This window comes from Lysobacter sp. 22409 (assembly GCF_052045105.1).
In the GTDB taxonomy this organism is placed as follows: Bacteria; Pseudomonadota; Gammaproteobacteria; order Xanthomonadales; family Xanthomonadaceae; genus Lysobacter; species Lysobacter antibioticus_B.
Genome location: NZ_JBQEOE010000010.1, coordinates 83549 through 97675, shown reverse-complemented (window position 1 = coordinate 97675; position 14127 = coordinate 83549). Strand labels below are relative to the sequence as shown.

15 protein-coding genes are annotated in these 14127 nt (G+C 67.8%); 12 read left to right on the top strand and 3 right to left on the bottom strand.

Features of this window, described 5'->3' with window-relative positions; genetic code table 11:
- The first annotated feature begins 14 nt into the window (after positions 1-14).
- On the top strand, positions 15-1343 hold the full coding sequence (locus ACTJJK_RS07530) for a hypothetical protein (RefSeq protein ID WP_440729903.1): 1329 nt from the start codon (positions 15-17) through the stop codon (positions 1341-1343).
- 16 nt (positions 1344-1359) lie between these two features.
- Complete coding sequence (xth, locus tag ACTJJK_RS07525; RefSeq protein WP_440729902.1) at positions 1360-2127, top strand: exodeoxyribonuclease III; 768 nt, start codon at positions 1360-1362, stop codon at positions 2125-2127.
- A gap of 234 nt (positions 2128-2361) precedes the next feature.
- Here xth and ACTJJK_RS07520 read toward each other — a convergent pair whose 3' ends face one another.
- Both ACTJJK_RS07520 and ACTJJK_RS07515 read right to left on the bottom strand, forming a co-directional pair.
- The gene (locus ACTJJK_RS07520) at positions 2362-2637 is read right to left on the bottom strand and encodes a GlsB/YeaQ/YmgE family stress response membrane protein (protein WP_031370668.1); all 276 of its coding nucleotides are present in this window, start codon (positions 2635-2637) and stop codon (positions 2362-2364) included.
- A 345-nt stretch (positions 2638-2982) separates the two neighbouring features.
- On the bottom strand, positions 2983-4293 hold the full coding sequence (locus ACTJJK_RS07515; RefSeq protein ID WP_031370667.1) for an AMP-binding protein: 1311 nt from the start codon (positions 4291-4293) through the stop codon (positions 2983-2985).
- Positions 4294-4575: 282 nt separating this feature from the next.
- Here ACTJJK_RS07515 and ACTJJK_RS07510 point away from each other — a divergent pair, with 282 nt between their 5' ends.
- The 10 genes from ACTJJK_RS07510 to rpmG all read left to right on the top strand — a co-directional run bounded on the left by ACTJJK_RS07510 (position 4576) and on the right by rpmG (position 11901).
- Entirely contained in the window at positions 4576-5187 is a 612-nt protein-coding gene (locus ACTJJK_RS07510) for a 4'-phosphopantetheinyl transferase family protein (protein WP_081930601.1), read from the top strand.
- Positions 5188-5332: 145 nt separating this feature from the next.
- On the top strand, positions 5333-6010 hold the full coding sequence (gene rsmG, locus ACTJJK_RS07505) for a 16S rRNA (guanine(527)-N(7))-methyltransferase RsmG (RefSeq protein WP_031370665.1): 678 nt from the start codon (positions 5333-5335) through the stop codon (positions 6008-6010).
- Between the two features lie 110 nt (positions 6011-6120).
- Positions 6121-6939 carry a ParA family protein gene (locus ACTJJK_RS07500; protein ID WP_031370664.1) on the top strand — a complete coding sequence of 273 codons (819 nt, stop codon included), beginning with the start codon at positions 6121-6123 and terminating at the stop codon, positions 6937-6939.
- On the top strand, positions 6936-7853 hold the full coding sequence (locus ACTJJK_RS07495) for a ParB/RepB/Spo0J family partition protein (RefSeq protein WP_031370663.1): 918 nt from the start codon (positions 6936-6938) through the stop codon (positions 7851-7853). Before ACTJJK_RS07500 ends, ACTJJK_RS07495 begins: the two co-directional genes overlap by 4 nt.
- Positions 7854-8198: 345 nt before the next feature.
- On the top strand, positions 8199-8630 hold the full coding sequence (locus ACTJJK_RS07490; protein WP_152566082.1) for a hypothetical protein: 432 nt from the start codon (positions 8199-8201) through the stop codon (positions 8628-8630).
- A gap of 168 nt (positions 8631-8798) precedes the next feature.
- Positions 8799-9764 carry an NAD-dependent epimerase/dehydratase family protein gene (locus ACTJJK_RS07485; RefSeq protein ID WP_031370660.1) on the top strand — a complete coding sequence of 322 codons (966 nt, stop codon included), beginning with the start codon at positions 8799-8801 and terminating at the stop codon, positions 9762-9764.
- 337 nt (positions 9765-10101) lie between these two features.
- Complete coding sequence (locus tag ACTJJK_RS07480; protein WP_031370659.1) at positions 10102-10842, top strand: glycosyltransferase family 2 protein; 741 nt, start codon at positions 10102-10104, stop codon at positions 10840-10842.
- Between the two features lie 8 nt (positions 10843-10850).
- Entirely contained in the window at positions 10851-11186 is a 336-nt protein-coding gene (locus ACTJJK_RS07475) for a lipid-A-disaccharide synthase N-terminal domain-containing protein (protein WP_031370658.1), read from the top strand.
- Between the two features lie 300 nt (positions 11187-11486).
- The gene (gene rpmB, locus ACTJJK_RS07470) at positions 11487-11723 is read left to right on the top strand and encodes a 50S ribosomal protein L28 (RefSeq protein WP_031370657.1); all 237 of its coding nucleotides are present in this window, start codon (positions 11487-11489) and stop codon (positions 11721-11723) included.
- Between the two features lie 13 nt (positions 11724-11736).
- Positions 11737-11901 carry a 50S ribosomal protein L33 gene (gene rpmG, locus ACTJJK_RS07465; protein WP_031370656.1) on the top strand — a complete coding sequence of 55 codons (165 nt, stop codon included), beginning with the start codon at positions 11737-11739 and terminating at the stop codon, positions 11899-11901.
- Between the two features lie 635 nt (positions 11902-12536).
- Here rpmG and ACTJJK_RS07460 read toward each other — a convergent pair.
- Complete coding sequence (locus tag ACTJJK_RS07460; protein WP_051884414.1) at positions 12537-13775, bottom strand: trypsin-like serine peptidase; 1239 nt, start codon at positions 13773-13775, stop codon at positions 12537-12539.
- Positions 13776-14127 lie beyond the last annotated feature (352 nt).

Here is a 14127-nt window from a genome sequence, read left to right as displayed (position 1 = left end):
ACGGATCGCATGCCATGGCCGGCTCAGTACCTCCCGCACCGAACGACCTGCCGCCCTCATCGCCGGCGCCCCGCCGCAGCCGCGCGGTGTTCTGGGTCGCGCTGGCGGCCTTTCCGCTGGCCGCCTTCGCCTGGCTGGTCTGGGTAGTGCTGACCCGCGGCACCGAAGCCGCCGATTTTTGGGATTACTCCGACGCCGTCCTGACCGGTGCAGTCGTCGCCCTGTTGGTGCCCCTGCCGGTGTTGATCTGGGGCGGCCTGAGCCGACGCATCGGCCAGGCCCTGCTCGGGGTGACGATCGGCGCGGTCGTCGCGGTGCTCGCACTGCCACTCAGCCTGCACCTGATCCATGCCCGCCGGACCCAGGCCTTCGAGGACAAGAAGGCGCGCTATGCCGAATTCGTCGCGACCGTGCGCAGCCACGACCACGCCCGCATCCGCAAAGCGCTGCCCGCCTTGCCCGACGGCTTCAGCGCGCCGAAAGCGCTGTGTGCGCTAGGCGGCGGCGCCACCTACACCTTCGAACAGTGGCTGTGGTTCGACGATCACGCCTATGGCGAGGCCTTGCCGAGCGCCGACCTGCTCGAAGCCGCCGCGGCCGTCGTCGACGGCGCCTGGCCGCGCCAGGAGAAACAGGCGGCGCTGCTGGTCTTACTGCATTACCTGAGCGAACGCGACGAGCCCGCGCTGTTCCCGACCTGGGCCGGCCTGTGGCGGCGCACCCTGGAGCAACCCGATGCGGCGCGCACCCCTCTGCTCGCGTCCGACTACCGCGGCGACACCGGCACGTGCAGCGCCGCGCGCGACCCCGCCGATACCGTACTGAAGCGCTGGCACGACGCCGGCCTGCGCGCATGGCTGCAGGCCGGATTCGGCTTCAGCGAGGAACAGCGCAACCCCGCCCTGCGCGCGGTGCGCTCCAAACCGATGCTGCAGGAACTGATCGCCGCCGACCCTGAGTTCGCGGCGATGTTGAGCGCGGGACAGAGCGAGGGCGCGGATGCGCTGTCGCACCTGAGCTATGAATTGTCCGAACTGCTCGACCGCGGCCCGGACCCGGCGGTGCCGGCCGAACTCGTCGAAGCCCTGCGCAAGGCCGGCGCCGACCCGCGCCGCTCCGAGCACGCGCGCAAACCCTGCGCGGTCTACGAACTCAGCGAATCCGAACGCCGGCCGACGGGCGCGGACTCGGCCGCACGCATCGCCGCGGCCGCGCGCATCCACCACGCCCTGTGCCCGCCCGACGGTTCGGCCCAACCGGGAAAGACTGCCGACGGCGGGAGCGCGAACGACCGCCGCGCCGGCACCAACGAGACCGCCGAGGCCGACAGCGAGCGGCGCTGAGGCTACACTTGCCGCCATGAAAATCGTCAGCTGGAACGTCAACTCGCTCAACGTGCGCCTGCCGCATCTGGAACAGTGGCTCGGCACGTTCGCTCCCGACATCGTCGCGCTGCAGGAAACCAAGCTCGAGGACACGCGCTTCCCGGACACCGCGCTGGTCGGCGCCGGCTACCGCAGCGTGTTCGCCGGGCAGAAGACCTACAACGGCGTCGCCATCCTCTCGCGCGAAAGCGCCAGCGACGTGCAGATCGGCATCCCCGGTTTCGACGACGAGCAAAAGCGCGTCATCGCCGCCACCGTCGCCGGCCTGCGCATCGTCAATCTGTACGTGGTCAACGGCCAGGACGTCGGCACCGACAAATACGCCTACAAGCTGCGCTGGCTCGACGCCGTGCACGCCTGGCTGCAGAACGAACTCGCCCGCTATCCGGACCTGATCGTGCTCGGCGATTTCAACATCGCACCGGAAGCGCGCGACACCCACGACCCGGCGGTGTGGAACGAGCACCACATCCTGACCTCGACCGCCGAACGCGAAGCATTGCAACGCCTGCAAGCGCTCGGCCTGCACGACGCCTACCGCCTGCACAACCAGGAAGAAGGCCAGTTCTCGTGGTGGGATTACCGCCAGGCCGGCTTCCGCCGCAACCTCGGTCTGCGCATCGACCTGACCCTGATCTCCGACTCGCTGCGCGCCCGCTGCATCGCTGCCGGCATCGACCGCGAACCGCGCACCTGGGACCGCCCGAGCGATCACGCGCCGGCTTGGGTGGAGTTGGCTTGAGAATCGGGAATCGGGAATCGGGAATCGGGAATCGGGAATCGGGAATCGGGAATCGGGAATCGGGAATCGGGAATCGGGAATCGGGAATCGGGAAAAGCATAAGAAGCTTGTGTGCTGTTGCAAGCATTCACTTCGACGGCGCTGCTCACGATTCTCCATTCCCGATTCCCCATTCCCGCCCCATAAAAAAGGCCCGGCAATGCCGGGCCTTTTTTATGGGGCAACGCGTAGCGCTTAACGCACGCGTCCGCGACGGAACAGGTTCACGATCGCGAGCAGAACGATCGCGCCGACCAGCGACAGCAACAATCCGGACAGACTGAACGCACCGCTGTTGATAGTACCGGCGCCGATGCCGAGCACGCCGCCCAGCCAACCGCCGAGGAACGCGCCGACGATGCCGACGATGATGTTGAGGAAGAGACCCTGCTGACCATCGGTCTTCATGATCATGCTGGCGATCCAACCGATGATGCCGCCTACTACCAGCCAAATGATGATACCGAGCATGTGCGTTCTCCTAGCGATTCTGATGAGCCCAAGGCGACACGATGCGCATGGTGCGAATCGCTGTCCCTCGTTCGGGGGCAGCTGCAGCATGAATCGGCGCACGTGACGACGACGTCAGAAACCGCGCTTAGGAATGTGAAGAAAACGCTGTACCACAAGGCAAAAAGCACATTGCGCCTGGGTATGGTTCACAGGCCTACGGCAGCTGCGTTTCGCTTCTCCCGATGAACGTCGCGATTCGCCGATGGTCGGTACCGATCCGGCATGGTCCGCATCGATTCTGCGCGAAACCGGCATGAAGCCGCGGCGGTTTTCGCGTTCGCGCCGAGGCCTCTTGCAGCGCGATCACTCGGCGTCGCGGAGCATCGCCTCGACCGCGTGGCGCGGCAGCTTTCCGGTTTCGTTGCGCGGCAAAGCGTCGACGCGGCGCAACGGACGCGGCAGGAACACCGGGTCGATGCTCTGGCGCAGGGCCTGCAGGATCGAAGCTTCGTCGAGCGCGGGCGCCACCACCAGAGCGGCGATGCGGCGCACACCGAAGGCGTCGGCGGCATCGAGCTGGAACATGGCGCCGTCGAGTACGCCCTCGATCGCGAGCAGCTTGCGGGTGAGGTCGCCGAGCGAGGCGCGCTTGCCGGCGATCTCCAGCAAGTCGGCGCTGCGCCCGCGCAGCACGAAACGCCCGTCGGCCTCGACTTCCATCAGATCGGCGAGGACCACCGGCTCGGACAGATGCGGCGCGTGGATCGCGGTGCCGTCGGGTTGCGGACATACGCGCACGCCCGGCAACGGCGTCCACGCCGCCTCGCGCGCGGTGCGGCGACGGGCGAACACGCAGGTCTCGGTCGAGCCGAACACTTCGCGCACTTCGCAGCCGTAGCGCGTTTCCGCCGCCACCGCGAGTTCGACCGGCAGCGGTGCGGTCGCCGAGACGATGCCGGCCAGCGGCGGCAGCTCGACGCCGGATTCGACCAGCGCGCGCAGATGCACCGGCGTGGTCACCAGCAAGGGCGGGGTCGGCGCATCGCCGAGCGCAAGTGCGACATCGCCCGGGAAAAACGGCCGATTTGCGTGCACCGCGACCGGGCCGAGCAAGGGCAGCAACACCGACATCTCCATGCCGTACATGTGCTGCGGCGGCACCGTCGCGACCAGATAAGTGACTTCGCCGGCGCGCAACAAGTCGCCCAGCGCGATCAGGTTCTGCGCGGTGCTGGTGCGGAAGGCCTGCCAGGTCTTGGCGTTGGGCTTGGGCTGGCCGGTGCTGCCGGAGGTGAAGCCGATCGCGAGCAAGGCCGCGGCCTGCGCGGTCAACGCGTCGCCGGCGTCGCGCGGCAGTTCGGTCGGCAAACGCAGATAACGCGGCGGCAGCGGATCGAGGGCGAGATCGCCGATGCAGTAGCTGTCGGGATAACGCGCGAGCACATCGTCGACCACCGCCGGCGCGCGCGAAGGCGGCAACAGATTGCCTTGCCCGCGCAAGGCCACCGCGCACAAGGCGACCAGGAAGCGATAGCGGTTTTCGCACAGGTTGACCGCGTACTGCGCCGCCGGCAGCGTCGCCGCGAGCGCGCGCACTTCGGCCTCGAAACTCGCGCGATCGACGACGCCGTCGGGGCCGAAGGCCAAGGTGCGCTCGGGCGCACCCGCGACCAGCGCGAACGACTCGCCGCCGGGCGACGCAGGATCCTGGCTGAACGGAACAAGGCTCGGATCGATAACCGCTGACATCAAATAGATTTCCCGCGGCCTGAGGGCCGCTTCCAATGTGTTGCAACTTGCCCGGGCCCGCCTGATCGGCAGCTGACGGTCCCTTCGGACCCTCGCGGCACCAATGCGATCGCACCGCGCCCCCGCGCTGTGCCGCCGCCACGAACCCGTACCCCCAGGGTTTAGCTTACGCTGACCGGCCTGTTCCAGGCCAAAGCACACCTGTTCATGTCCCTGTCCGGCCGTTCACCTTCGCTAGTCGATACGTATTCGGAACGCTCCGACGGCCACGGTGTGCGCTGGACCTGGCTGCCGCACCGGCACGGCCGACCGGCCGAACCGGAAGCGCGCGAGTGGCTGGCCGGGCAGCTCGGCGATCCGGCCTTGTCGCTGACCCGCGACGGCCGCCAGCGTCCGCACCTGGACCCGCCGCACGATCGCTACGACTGCAATTGGAGCCACAGCGGCGAACGCCTGCTGGTCGCACTGGCCCTGCAGGCGCGGGTCGGCGTCGACCTGGAGCGTCTGCAGCGACGGCCGCGCGCGCTGGAAGTGTCGGCGCGTTTCTTCACCGATCGCGAATCCGACTGGCTGCGCACGCACCCCGATCGCGACCGCGCCTTCCTGCGCCTGTGGTGCGCCAAGGAAGCGGTGCTCAAGGCGCATGGCCACGGGCTGTCGTTCGGCCTCGACAAGCTGCGTTTCGAAGAACGCGACGACAAGCTGCGCCTGGTCGAATGCGACCCGGCCTTGGGCCGGCCGGAGCAGTGGACCTTGCGCGAGATCGAGCCGGCGCCGGGGTATCTGGGCGCGTTGGCGTGGCGGCCGTTGGCGGAGTAGGCAGCGTGTCCAAAGGGCAGGAACGGCGCAAGCCGCGACCGCGCCCTTGCAGCGCCGGCGCGACCGGCACCGCAACCATCGTTCGTACACCCCGCCCACTGCTCCTGGCTGCGCCCGACTCGGCCCATCGGCGATACTGTCGCCGATGAATACCCCCGTTTCCCTACCGCCCGGGCTGCGCAGCGAGCTCGAAGCCGGCTTGTCCGCGCTCGCCCTCGATCCGGCCCTGGCCGCGCCCTTGCTGGATTATCTGGCCCTGCTCGCGCGCTGGAACCGCACCTACAACCTGACCGCCGTGCGCGACCCGCACGAGATGGTCGGCAAGCACCTGCTCGACTCTCTGGCCATGCACCCCTACGTCGAGGAGCTCGCCGGTCGCGGCGGCGCCCTGGCCGACCTGGGCACCGGCGCCGGCCTGCCCGGTATTCCGCTGGCCATCGTCAAGCCCGGCCTGCGCGTGACCCTGGTCGAGAGCAACGGCAAGAAGGCCCGCTTCATGCGCGAAGCCTTGCGCCAGCTGAGCCTGAAGGACGCGCGCGTGGCCGAGTCGCGGATCGAGGCCTTCGCCGAACCCGGTGCTTACGATGCGATCACCGCGCGCGCCCTGGCGACCCTGCCGCTGATCCTCGAACTCGGCGGCCACCTGCTAAAGCCCGGCGGCGTGCTGCTGGCGATGAAGGGCGTGCGCCCGGACGAGGAGATCGCCGCCCTGCCGGCCGGCTGGAGCGTACGCTCGGTCGAACCGATGCGGGTACCCGGCCTGGCCGCCGAGCGGCACATGGTGGTGGTCGGGCGCAGCGGCGAGGCGGCCGGCGCTTCCTGATCCCCGGTCCCCTCCCCGACTCCCGCCCTGGGGCATAATCCCCAGTCCGGCCGGCGCCAGGCGCCGTCCTCCTTCATGTCATCTCACCGTTACAGCAGGGGACGAGCCGCATGGCCCGCATCATCGCCGTCGCCAACCAAAAAGGCGGGGTCGGCAAGACCACCACCGCGGTCAACCTCGCCGCTGCGCTCGCGCGCACGCCCAAACGCGTCCTGCTCGTCGACCTGGACCCGCAGGGCAACGCGACCATGGGCAGCGGCATCGACAAGCGCCAGCTCGAGGACTCGATCTGCGATGTCCTGCTCGGCGAAGCCGACGCCGCCGCGACCATCGTGCGGGCGCCCGAGGACTTCGACCTGCTGCCCGGCAACATCGACCTGACCGCGGCCGAGATCACCCTGATGGGCGAGAGCGAACGCGAGCAGCGGCTCAAGCGCGCGCTGGCGCCGCTGCGCGGCAACTACGACTTCATCATCATCGATTGCCCGCCGGCGCTGTCGCTGCTGACCCTGAACGCGCTGACCGCGGCCGACTCGATCATCGTGCCGATGCAGTGCGAGTACTACGCACTGGAAGGCCTAAGCGCGCTGGTCGACACGATCGAGGCGCTCAAGGCCAACCTCAATCCTTCACTGGAAATCGAAGGCGTGCTGCGCACCATGTTCGACGTGCGCAACAACCTCGCCAACGCGGTTTCGGCCGAACTCACCAATCACTTCGGCGACCGCGTGTTCCGGACCATCGTGCCGCGCAACGTGCGCCTGGCCGAGGCCCCGAGCCACGGCCAGAGCATCGTCGGCTACGACAAGGCCAGCCGCGGCGGCATCGCCTACCTGGGCCTGGCCGGCGAAGTGCTGCGCCGCCAGCGCGAACGCGACCAGGCCGCCAAGGCCGCCGTCCACGCCGTCACCGCGGAGACCCCGGCATGAGTCACCCTGCCAAGAAGCGCGGCCTCGGCCGCGGCCTCGAAGCCCTGCTCGGCCCCAAGGCCGCCGCCGAAGCGCCGACCCTGGTCGAAGCCCAGCCCGGCGACATGTTGCGCAACCTGCCGGTCGATTCGCTGAGCCCCGGCAAGTACCAGCCGCGCAAGCACTGGGACGAGGACAAGCTGGCCGAACTGGCCGAATCGATCAAGGCCCAGGGCGTGATCCAGCCCATCGTGGTGCGCGAGATCGGCGAGAAGGGCGGCAAGACCTACGAGATCATCGCCGGCGAGCGCCGCTGGCGCGCCTCGCGCCTGGCCGGGCTCGACGTGATTCCGGTGGTGATCCGCGAAGTCGACGACCGCACCGTGGTCGCGATGGCGCTGATCGAGAACATCCAGCGCGAAGACCTCAATCCGCTCGAAGAAGCCACCGCGCTGCAGCGGCTGATCGACGAATTCGACCTCACCCACGCCCAGGCCGCCGAAGCGGTCGGCCGTTCGCGCGCGGCGGTGTCCAACCTGCTGCGCCTGCTCGAACTGCCGAGCGAGATCCGCATCCTGGTCGAAACCCGCGCCCTCGAAATGGGCCATGCGCGCGCCCTGCTCACGCTGGCCCCGCAGGCGGCGATCGCGCTCGCCCGCCAGGCCGCCGAAAACCAGTGGTCGGTGCGCGACGTCGAACACCGCGTGCAGCAGCTCGCCGCCGGCAAGGTGCCGGTGTCGGGCAAGCCCAAGCCGGCCAAGGCCAAGCCGCAGGCCGACATCGTCACCCTGGAACGCGAGCTGTCGGAATCGCTGAGCACCAAGGTCAACGTGCTGCACGGCCGCGGCGGCAAGGGCCGCCTGGTCATCCACTACACCGATCTGGATTCGCTCGAAGGCGTGCTGGAACGGCTGCGCGGCAAGGTCGAGGCCTAAGCGCCGCCTGGCGGGTCGCGCCGCGCTGGACGCGGCACCCCGCCGGACTCCGACGAATTCCCCCGGCAGGTTCGCAGTCGCGTCACGCGCCGCTCCTACCCTGAAGCAATGACCCCAACCCCAGCGCTTCCCGCCGCGACTTACCGTCGGCGCAAGTCGAGCACGGGCTCGATTCGTCCGGCATAGCCTGCGGGGACGAGGCGGGATCGTCCTGTGACGCTTTACGGCGGCAGGGCCGGATCGATCCACTAAAATGCTGCGTCCATCTTGGCCGGACGCATCGCGCCGCCGTTCGACCGCCTGCCGTTCGACCGCCAATACCGACACCACCGAAAGGAGATTCGTATGAAATGGATTGCCGCCGCCACCTTGTTGCTGGCACCGGCCCTGGCCTTCGCACAGTCGGGCACCTGCCCCGAACTCAGCGACCCCAGCCTGAAATGGGGCGAACGCCAAGGCGCCAACTACACCATCTGCTACCTCGAACTGCCGTCGAGCCTCGGCGCCGGTTCCGGCCTGGGCGTGTACCTCGGCCAGCGCAACTTCAAGCCGGGCAAGAAGGCGCGTGCCGAGAAGGGCACGGTCGGCACCCAGGCGGTCACCTGGTTCAAGAAGGCGACCGTCAACAACGCGCGTCCGTATTCGCGCGAAACCCAGATCAACCTGCCCGGCGCCAAGCCCAAGAGCAAGGTCAAGGTCTATGTCTGGATCGATGCTAGCAGCCAGGAACAGCTCGACGAGGCCTTCGGCCTGTCGAAGCAGATTGCGGTCCAGTAAGCGGCGCAGCGGTTCGCGACCTTCGTTGCCGGCGGCCGGCATGAGCGCCCCACAACGACGTCGTCGTAACGCCCTCGGCCTCTTCGCCGCGGGCGTTACGACCTCCTTCCGACAACGGTTCATCGAAACTCGGGCAAGCTTCCCTTCCTCTACCCCGTTGCAGTTCCCATGACCATCCTCGTCACCGGCGCAGCCGGCTTCATCGGCGCCTACGTCTGCCGCGCCCTGCGCGCGCAAGGCCAGGCGGTGATCGGCCTCGATAACTACAACGACTACTACGACCCGCAACTCAAGCGCGACCGCGTCGCCGCGCTGTGCCCGGATGTCGACATCCGCGCCCTCGACCTCGGCGATCGCGACGGTCTGGCCGCGTTGTTCGACGAGGTCCGGCCCGAACGCGTCATTCACCTCGCCGCCCAGGCCGGCGTGCGCTATTCGCTGACCCACCCGCACGCCTACGTCGACAGCAACCTGGCCGGCTTCGTCAATCTGCTCGAGCTGTGCCGGCACCGCGAGGTGCGCCACCTGGTCTACGCCAGTTCCTCTTCGGTGTACGGCGATTCGGCCACGCCGCCGTTCTCCGAAGACCAGCGCATCGACCAGCCGCGTTCGCTGTACGCCGCGACCAAGGCCGCCAACGAGCTGATGGCGCACACCTACGCCCACCTCTACGGCTTGCACGCGACCGGCCTGCGCTTCTTCACGGTCTACGGCCCCTGGGGCCGGCCCGACATGGCGCCGTTGCTGTTCTCGCGCGCGGTACTGGCCGGGCGCCCGATCGACGTGTTCAACCACGGCAAGATGCGGCGCGACTTCACCTACATCGACGACATCGTCGCCGGCGTGCTCGGCGCGCTCGGCCACCCTTCCGAGCAGGACCCGCCGCACCGCGTGTTCAACCTGGGCAACCACACCCCGGTCGAGCTGGAGCGCTTCATCGCGGTGATCGAGGAGGCCGCCGGCCGCAGCGCCGAGAAGGTTTACAAGCCGATGCAGCCGGGCGACATGATCGAGACCATGGCCGACACCGGCCGCGCCCGGGCGGCGTTCGGCTTCGAGCCGAGCACCTCGATCGAGCTCGGCCTGCCGCGGGTGGTCGACTGGTGCCGCGGTTACTTCGGCGACCGTGCCTGAGCCCATCGCCGGCTGCGGTTGCGGCGGTTGCGGCGGCCGGCCGGACCGGCGCTTCCCGGCGGCACCGTGACGATGTGAAGCTCCGGTTCGCCGCCGCGATGACACACTATCCTGGCTCCACCGCGCTCGCGGTCGGCGCCGACAAGAAGAACCTGAATCCCCTGCAGTTCCCTTCCCCTCGGGGGAGGCAGCCCGAAAGACCGGGCGCCCCGGCGGTAAGGGGGCGTGAGGTGCCGTCGCGTACCGGCGGTCGCGTCTGCACTCGCCCGCAGCGCGCCCGCCTTCGCCTGTCCGCTCCAGGGCGCAATCGCATCGAATCCATCGCGAGTTCCAAGCAATGACGCAAAGCCCACAACTGTCCGTCGTCGTACCGGTGTTCAACGAACAGGACAACGTCGCCCCGCTGATCCAGGAAATCACCACCGCCCTGCGCGGCCGCGCGCCGTCCGACGGCGGCGATTTCGAGATCGTCTACGTCGACGACCACTCGCGCGACGGTACCCTGGCCGCGCTGGAAGCGCTGAAAGCCGGCGTGCCCGAGCTGCGGGTGCTGCACCACGTCACCCAGAGCGGGCAGAGCACCGCGGTGCGCAACGGCGTCAAAGCCGCGCGCGGCACCTGGATCGCGACCCTCGACGGCGACGGCCAGAACGACCCGGCCGACATCCCCAAGCTGCTCGCCAAGCGCGCCGAGTCCGGCGCCGAGGTGAAACTGTTCGCGGGCTGGCGGGTCAACCGCCAAGACTCCGGCAGCAAGCGCTGGGCCTCCAAGTGGGCCAACGCGATCCGCAGCCGCATGCTGCGCGACGACACCCCCGACACCGGTTGCGGCATCAAGCTGTTCGAGCGTGCCGCCTTCCTCGAACTGCCGTACTTCAACCACATGCACCGCTACCTGCCGGCGCTGATCCAGCGCGCCGGCTGGAAGACCGTGAGCGTGCCGGTCAACCACCGCGCCCGCAGCACCGGCGTGTCCAAGTACAACAACCTCAACCGCGCCCTGGTCGGCATCGCCGACCTGCGCGGCGTCGCCTGGCTGATCCGCCGGGCCAAGCTCACCGCGATCGTCGAACGCTGAGGCCCGCCATGGACTTCATGAACTCCCCGATCTCGTGGTTGGCCTGGACCGGGCTGCACATGTCGCCGTGGAAGCTGATCGGCCTGGTCGGCGCCTTCATGTTCGGCGGCCGCTGGCTGGTCCAGTTCATCGCCAGCAAGCGCCAGGGCAAGCCGGTGATCCCGCGCGCGTTCTGGTACATGAGCTTGGTCGGCAGCGTGATGACCCTGAGCTACTTCGTGTTCTCGCAGAAGCAGGACTCGGTCGGCGTGATCCAGAACCTGTTCCCGGCCTTCACCGCCGCCTACAGCCTGTACCTGGACATCAAGCACCGCGGCTGGCACCGCGACCGCAACAGCCACTGAGCGTCTCAGGCTGGCCTGCGATTACCTGGACTCCAAGGGTAGGAGCGCTGGCGGTTTCGGCCCTTGCCCGGCCCCAAGTGCTTGTTCCGGCTTGCATTTGCCGGCATAATGCGCGGCTCGCTGCGTCCGGCTTGCCCTTAGGGGTATCCGGGCGGACCCGGAAACGCGATTCCGGCCCGCCATGGTGCAGCGGATTTTTAATCCTGACCCGTGTCGCGTGATGCAGCATTCGATCGAATGTCGGCATCGGGGCCGCCGCCTCCCTGGCCAAGGGAAGCACAGACCTTTTCGAGGTGCGTAATGTCCCGCGTATGCCAAGTATCGGGCAAGCGAACGACGACTGGTAACAACGTCTCGCATGCCATGAACAAAACCCGCCGCCGTTTCCTCCCCAATCTGCACGAGCGCCGTTTCTGGGTCGCCAGTGAGAACCGTTGGGTGAAGCTGCGTGTTTCCGCCCATGCCCTGCGCACCATCGACAAGAACGGCATCGACTCCGTTCTCGCCGAGCTCCGCGCCCGCGGCGAAAAGATCTGAGGAGGACTGACCCATGGCTTCCAAGCGCGACAAGATCCGCCTGATCTCGACGGCGAACACCGGTCACTTCTACACGACCGACAAGAACAAGAAGAACACCCCGGCGAAGATGGAGGTCAAGAAGTACGACCCCGTCGTTCGCAAGCACGTGATCTACAAGGAAGGCAAGATCAAGTGATGCAATGGCGCGTTCGCGCTTAGCGCGAATGCCTGTGCCATTGCATCATCCCCGCGAAGGCGGGGATCCAAAGCCTTCAGAAGAGAACCCGCCCCTGTGGCGGGTTTTCTTTTGGCCGGAGTCGGGAATCGGGAATCGGGAATCGGGAATCGGGAATCGGGAGTCGGGAGTCGGGAGTCGGGAGTCGGGAGTCGGGAGTCGGGAGTCGATGATTCTCGCGCACGTCATCGAGAACAACGCTCTCAGCCGTCACCCCCGCGAAGGCGGGGGTCCAGAGACTTCAGCGCAATGCCTCGGTAAAGCCCTGTGCTCCCGCCTTCGGTGGAGCGACAGCAGGTAGATGAGGTAACGCCTTTCCCAACCGTCATCCCAGCGAAGACGGGGTGAATGGATGCGTTTGCGAGCCACTGGCTCGCGCATCCATGAACGCCAGGGCGCCATGCGCCCTGGCCGGGCCGCAGAGACTTCAGCGCATTGCTTCGATAGAGCCCTAGGTATTCGGCTGCGCCGAAGTAAAGTGGAGCCCGCCTTCGCGGGAACGACGGCAGGCGGATGACGCAGTAACTCTTCCAACCGCCACAGCCGCTCGCGTACAGCCGTGCGGCAATCCGCACGGCTGTACGGTTAGACGCAGCTCAGGGCACCACGTTGTTGAAGAACGACTTCACCTGCGGCCAGATCAACTGCATCTTCACGCCGCGGTTCGGTGCCTGCAGATTGCAGTTGCCGCCGAAGTGGTGCAACGCGACGACCTTGTGCGAGGAGCGCGCCAGCACCGGCGAGCCGGAGTTGCCGCCTTCGGTGTCGCAGTAGTAGCCGGCATCGGTGTTGGTGCCGTAACCGTCGGCATCGGCGTCGATGACCTTGCAGCGGCCGCCGCCGTCGCGATCGCTGACCACCGACAACTCCTTCATGCGCGTGGCGGGATGGCCGCTGATGTAGATCTCCTCGCCGAGCACCGGCTTGCGCACCTCCAGGCTCAGGTAACCGAAGCTGGAAATGGCGGCGAAGTTCTTCACCGTGAGCAGGCTGTAGTCCAGGGTCTGATCGGTCTTGAGCAACTTGTCGCCGGCGACCTTGGTCAAGGTGCCGCTGGTAGTGCCGGTGCAGGTGGTGGCCTGGTAGTTGAACCAGTACTCGGACGCGGCCACGTCGGCGGCGCTGTCGAGGCAGTGGTTGTTGGTGAAGATGCGGTTGTCGGCGCCCACGCGCCAGGCCGTACACCACTTGGTCCCGTTGAGCAGGATCAGCGCGACCGGCTTGGAGCGCGCGACCGCGGTGGCGTCGGTGCCGGCATAGCAGGCGACCGGGCGGCTGTCCTTGACCCCGCAGATCGACTTGGCCGAGACGTCGCCGCCGAGCAGGCCGGCATCGTTCAACTCGCCCATCAACGCTTGCGGCAAGCCTTCGTCGTAACGGCTCACGCGCACGCCGTGCCGCGGGGCCCACGGCTCGGTCGGCGTGCCGACCAGGCGCAGCACCGCGGTATTGCCGGCGATCGACATCGCGCCGAAACGGGTCTTGCCGTCCTCGCCGAGCGCGGCATCGACCGTGTGGCGACCCAGGTCGCCCTGGCGATAGCGATAGACCTCGGTGCCCTGCGGGTTCGACACCTGCAGGGTCACGCCTGCCGGTAAATCGAAGTGCTCGAAGTGCACTTTGATGAAGGCCGCATCGGGCGTGCCGATCCGCACCGGCTGCGACCATGCCGACTTCGACAGGCCCAGATGCGGTCCCAGCCGCAGGTCGACGGCACGCGTCTGGCCGGCGGTCAGCGGGGCCGGGCGGGTGTCGGCGGCGAAGGCGGTGCCGCTCAACAGGCAGGCGCCGATCAGCAGGCCGAACGCCTGCGGCGAAATCCTTGCGATAGTCATGTCGTCTCCTGGATTGCGATCCGGCGCTCTCTACGCGACTGCGAACGGCACGCATGCGCCGCGCACGAGCTTGCACAGCGCGAACGCCGCACGGACGCCTCGCGCAACACCAAAACCGCATGCAAACGTGACCGCGATCGGATTCGCGGCGCGGATGTGCGGAACTTCGATCGAGCGCGCAACGCGTGTGTGCGCATGAGCTGAACGCGATGCAGCGGCGGATGGCGCCCCAATCGTGGGGCGCGTCGCTTTAAGGGTAGGAGCGGCGCAAGCCGCGACCACGATGCCTCACGATTACGGCGCGATGTGCGATCTCGCAGTCGCAGCTCACCCAACTCCTACAAGTGAAGCG